Origin of the sequence: Parvibaculum sp., assembly GCF_035511255.1 — a bacterium.
In the GTDB taxonomy this organism is placed as follows: domain Bacteria; phylum Pseudomonadota; class Alphaproteobacteria; order Parvibaculales; family Parvibaculaceae; genus Parvibaculum.
Map to the genome: position 1 here is coordinate 1 of NZ_DATKFR010000052.1, position 4,886 is coordinate 4,886.

2 protein-coding genes are annotated in these 4,886 nt (G+C 63.9%); both read right to left on the reverse strand.

Going from position 1 to position 4,886, the window contains the following annotated elements:
- Positions 1-730: 730 nt before the first annotated feature.
- A complete protein-coding gene (gene rpoD / locus VMR03_RS01725; protein WP_325401657.1) occupies positions 731-2,713 on the reverse strand; it encodes an RNA polymerase sigma factor RpoD in 1,983 nt (660 codons plus the stop codon).
- Between the two features lie 256 nt (positions 2,714-2,969).
- Positions 2,970-4,886: DNA primase (gene dnaG / locus VMR03_RS01730; protein WP_325401659.1), on the reverse strand; the 1,917-nt coding region annotated here is incomplete at its 5' end.

Genomic DNA, 4,886 nt, shown 5'->3' on the forward strand with positions numbered 1-4,886 from the left:
ACGACGGAAGCCGCCCGCGCGATCGTCGAGGCGGAGACGAAGCGGCGCGACGCGAAGACCGCGCGGCTCCGCGAGCTGCGGCTCGCGCAGGAAGCCGCCGAGGCGGCGGAAAAGGCGGCCGCGCCCGCCGCGCCGAAGAAGCCGAAGAAGAAGTCGAAGGCCAAGGTCTCCGCCTGAGCGGGCGGCGCGTGAGCGGCGGTTGAGAAATCCGGCGGCCTTTCATCTTTGTGTCGCCATTCAATGCTTTGATCCGAGGGAACGAAAGGCGGCGACAGCCGTTTCATTTTCGGTTCCAGACGGCGGCCGCGGATGTACCGGTACGTTTGGGACCACTGGAAAGGTCGGGCTTCGCCCGGCCTTTTTTTGTTGGGCGATTGTCATCTGTCCTCCCGGGATTTATTCCCGGGACCCAACGGGCGCGACGCCCGGCGAACAGGTATGGGTCCCGGCAACGAGTGCCGGGACGACACTGCTTGTTGATCTGATCTTGAAAAAGAATGTCATCCCGGCGAAAGCCGGGATCCATCGGCGGCTGCGGCAAGCCGGGCTGCGAGTGGGTCCCGGCTTTCGCCGGGATGACACTGGTTGTTGAGTGGGATCGTGAAAAAGCCCGGACCTCGCGGTCCGGGCTTTGATTTATTTATTCGTCATTGCGAGCGCAGCGAAGCAATCCAGAAGGTTCCCAAGGCTGGATTGCTTCGGCCCTTTGGGCCTCGCAATGACGATGAGGTCAGTTGTCGAGGAACGAACGCAATTTGCGCGAGCGCGAGGGGTGCTTCAGCTTCCTCAGCGCCTTCGCCTCGATCTGGCGGATGCGTTCGCGCGTCACCGAGAATTGCTGGCCGACTTCTTCCAGCGTGTGGTCGGTGTTCATGCCGATGCCGAAGCGCATGCGTAGCACGCGCTCCTCGCGCGGCGTGAGCGAAGCCAGCACGCGCGTCGTCGTTTCGCGCAGGTTCGACTGGATCGCCGCGTCGATGGGCAGGATCGCATTCTTGTCCTCGATGAAGTCGCCGAGATGGCTGTCTTCCTCGTCGCCGATGGGCGTTTCGAGGGAGATCGGCTCCTTGGCGATCTTGAGCACCTTGCGGACCTTCTCAAGCGGCATGCCGAGCTTTTCGGCGAGTTCTTCCGGCGTCGGCTCGCGGCCGATCTCGTGGAGCATCTGGCGCGAGGTGCGCACCAGCTTGTTGATCGTCTCGATCATGTGGACCGGGATGCGGATGGTGCGCGCCTGGTCGGCGATCGAACGCGTGATCGCCTGACGGATCCACCATGTCGCATAGGTCGAGAACTTGTAGCCGCGACGATACTCGAACTTATCGACGGCCTTCATCAGGCCGATATTGCCTTCCTGAATGAGGTCGAGGAACTGCAATCCGCGATTGGTGTATTTCTTCGCGATGGAGATCACGAGGCGGAGGTTCGCCTCGACCATTTCCTTCTTCGCGATGCGGGCCTCGCGCTCGCCCTTCTGCACGGTCGAGACGATGCGGCGATATTCGCCGATGTCGAGGCCGGTCTCGGTGGCGAGCTGGTGGATGTGGCCACGGATTTCCTTCACCTGGTCGCGCTCGTCCTTGGCGAAGGACGCCCAGCCCTTGCCTTTCAGGCGGCTGACGCGGCGGACCCAGTTCGGATCGAGCTCTTCGTTGTAATACTGCTTCAGGAATTCCTCGCGCGCGATGCCGTGGCTTTCGGCAAAGCGCAGCAGGCGGCCTTCCAGCGCCATCAGGCGCTTGTTGATCGCGTAAAGCTGCTCGACGAGGCTTTCGATGCGGTTGTTGTTGAGCGAGAGGCTCTTCACTTCCTCGATGAGGTCGGAGGTGAGCTTCTGGTATTTCTTGTCGGAGGCGCCGGCGAAATCCTCGCCCTTCAGCGCGGCCTCGACCTTCTGGTCCTGCAGCTTGCGGAGCTTCTTGTAGTCGTTGGCGATGCGGTCGAAGCTTTCGAGAACCTTGGGCTTCAGTTCCGCTTCCATCGCGGCGAGCGACATCGAGTTCTCGCTGTCCTCGCCGTCGTCGTCGACCTCTTCCTCTTCCGGCTCGATGCGCGGTGGCGCCTCGCCGTTGAGGGCGGCCTGGCTATGGTCGATCTTCTTGGCGTCGGGGCCGGCATAGGTCGCGTCGAGGTCGATGATGTCGCGAAGGAGAATCTTCCCCTCGTTCAACTCGTCGCGCCAGATGATGATGGCCTGGAAGGTCAGCGGGCTTTCGCAGAGGCCCGCGATCATCGTCTCGCGGCCGGCCTCGATGCGTTTGGCGATGGCGATTTCGCCTTCGCGCGACAGCAGCTCGACCGAGCCCATCTCGCGCAGATACATGCGCACCGGATCGTCGGTGCGGTCGAGCGAGGTCGATGTCGTGGTGGTGGTGGCGACGGCCTTGCTGGTGGTGGGCTCCTCGTCGTCGGCCTCTACCTCGGCCTCGACTTCCGCCTCGCCGCCTTCGGCGCTTTCTTCCGCCTCGTCGTTCTCGACGACGTTGATGCCCATTTCGGAGAGCATCGACAGCGTGTCCTCGATCTGCTCGGAGGAGAATTCCTCGGACGGCAGAACCTTGTTCAGCTCGTCATAGGTCACAAAGCCGCGCACTTTCGCGGCCTTGATCATCTTCTTGACCGCGGCATCGGACATGTCGAGAAGCGGACCGTCCTGAACGACCTCGGGTGCCGCTTCCGGGGCTTCCGCCTGCTCTGCCGTCTTGCTCGCCATTCAGCAACTCTCCGCCTGAAATCTGAACGGACCCTTTAGACCGAGGCCCGTGATATTGATGTGTTCCGCGCCGGCCCGCCTGCAAGGGCGCCGGCGGCGAATTTGCAAAAACCCGTGGACGCTGCACCCGGCTCCGCCGGTCGCGCGCCCCACAGGTCGTCATTCCTGCTCTGTCTTGATGACGGTTGCGGCTTCCCCCTGAAGCTCTACTGTCACCGGCTACCTGATCCCGCTTGCGCAGCCCGCCCCGATTTCCTTACTCCGCCTTGCTTCCGACAAGCACCGGATCCTCGACCTCCGGCAATTCGAGCTGGGCGTGGATGGCTTGCAGCCGCGACCAGTTCTCCTCGTTCATATCTTCCGCCAGAGCACGCTCGGCTGCTCTGAGTTCGGCCTCCAGGGTAATCGTCCGACGGTGCCGCGCCAGTGTATGAAGGAAACCGGTTTCAGCTTCCTCGCGCGAGACGTCCGGCCAGGCGAAACGATCGCTTTTCTGCGCCGCCCCGTCCTCCAGACGCTGTGCTATATCCGCCAAATCCCTAGAGACCAAATGGTTCTTCAGCGCCGCCCTGTCAAGGGGCGCATGAAGAGCCGCTATATCTATGATTTCATTGCGTAATCTGTCAAGCGCCGGAGTCTTGATCTCAAGGCTCGAAAGTTCCTCGCAATAATCCTCCAGAAGTTGCGGATGGTTGAGGAGGCTGAGGAGCAGAAGCTGCTCCATTTTCTGCACGCCGGCGGCCTTGTCGCGCACCAGAGCCGAGCGGCGAAGCTCCGGCGTCACGGGGATCAGGCGGGGATCGCGGATGAAGCGCCCGCCCCTGCCCGCGTCGCGGAAACCGCCCGGGCGGCCCCGGTCATAGGGCTGGTTCTGGCGGAAATTGGCGCCCTGGCGGAAGCCGCCCTGCGGCCGGTCGCGGCCAAAGAGCTTCGCGATGCGGGCGCGCATGTCCTGCTGGTAATGGGATTTGACCTTGGGGTCGGCGATGGCGCCCACCACCTCGTCGATGCGGGCCTCGAGCGCGGCGCGGCGCTCGGGCGTGTCCCAGCTTCCAGCCGAAACTTCCTTTTCCCAGACCATGTCGGCGAGCGGACGGGCTTCGGCGAGGATCGCGCGCATGGCCTCGCCGCCCTCCTCGCGCACGAGGTCGTCCGGGTCCTTGCCGCCGGGGAGCAGCGCGAAGCGCAGCGAATGGCCGGGCTTCAGCAAGGGCAGCACCCGCTCGACGGCCCGAAACGCGGCGCGGAGCCCCGCCTTGTCGCCGTCGAAGCAGAGGATCGGCTCCGGCGCCAGGCGCCACATCAGGCCGATCTGATCCTCGGTGAGCGCGGTACCGAGCGGCGCGACCGCATTCGCGATGCCGCCCTGCGCCATGCCGATCACGTCCATATAGCCTTCGACGGCGATGACGGTGCCCGCGTCATAGGCGGGCTTCCTCGCACGATGAAGATTGTAGAGGCCGCGGCCCTTGTGGAAGAGCGGCGTCTCGGGCGAGTTCAGATATTTCGCCTTGGCCTCGCTGTCGAGCGCCCGGCCGCCAAAGGCGATGGTGCGGCCGCGACTGTCGGCGATCGGAAACATCACGCGATTGCGGAAGCGGTCATAGGGCTCGGGAATATCCGCGCCGGCGATGATGAGGCCGGCTTCGGCCATCTGCGCGACGGAGACATCCTTCGCCTTCAGGTGACGCAGCAGCGCGTGGCGGTCTTCCGGCGCATAGCCGAGGCCGAAGGCGTCGACGGTCGCCTGTTTCAGGCCGCGCCTTTCGAGATAGGCGCGCGCCTCGGCGCCGACGCCCGCCGTCAGCCGCTCGCGGAAGAAGGCGGCGGCCATTTCCATCACGTCGATGAGGCTCGCCTCTTCCTTCGCGCGCTCGACCGAACGCTCGTCGCGCTGCGGCATATCGAGGCCGGCTTCGGCGGCCAGCCGCTCGACCGCTTCGAGGAAGGACAGGTTCTCGGTCTTTTCGAGGAACTTGATGACGTCGCCATGCTCGCCCGACGAGAAGCAATGCCAGAACTGCTTGTCGTCATTGACGGTGAAGCTGGGCGACTTCTCGTTGGTGAAGGGCGACAGGCCGACGAATTCGCGGCCGCGCCGGATCAGCTTCACCTTGCGGCCAACGACCTCCGAGACGCGAATACGCGCCTTCAGCTCGTCGAGAAAGCCTTT

What these genes read in the sequence shown, in the direction of transcription:
- rpoD (WP_325401657.1), bottom strand. Translation starts at nt 2,713, where the DNA reads ATGGCGAGCAAGACGGCAGAGCAGGCGGAAGCCCCGGAAGCGGCACCC.